At 45.2% G+C, this 334-nt stretch carries 1 protein-coding gene; it reads right to left on the bottom strand.

What is annotated here, in order from left to right; translation table 11 throughout:
• Nucleotides 1-126: 126 nt before the first annotated feature.
• A partial coding sequence (locus CWC16_RS20000; RefSeq protein WP_171037706.1) for a hypothetical protein occupies nt 127-334 on the bottom strand: 208 nt, incomplete at its 5' end.

Raw genomic sequence — 334 nt, 5'->3', positions numbered from 1 at the left:
TCTGTATCTGGACAGAAAATCAGGAACGACCCGGTATGAACCACCCAGGGGTCATGAACGACCTGTCTGGATGCATGATGAGGAAAAACCTGTCTTATGCAATATTCTCTAAAAGACCATAGCCTTTTACTGGCCACCACCTCGTTGTTCTGCCAGATATTGCTCTTTAGTTCGTGTGGGCAGAGGCTCACCCTGTACCACTTTCGCAGCAGCCTCACGCAGGAATTCCTTTTTTTCTAACTCTTGCTGCTGAGCCAATAGTTTTGAAAGGTTATCATACTCCCACTCATTTACGTTTTCGTACTCATCTGTCAACAATTCCACATATTTGTCG

The sequence above is a fragment of the Pseudoalteromonas sp. S3776 genome (genome assembly GCF_005886915.1).
GTDB lineage: Bacteria > Pseudomonadota > Gammaproteobacteria > Enterobacterales > Alteromonadaceae > Pseudoalteromonas.
Note: the sequence above shows the minus strand (reverse complement) of the source record. Positions and strands in the feature narration are given on the sequence as shown.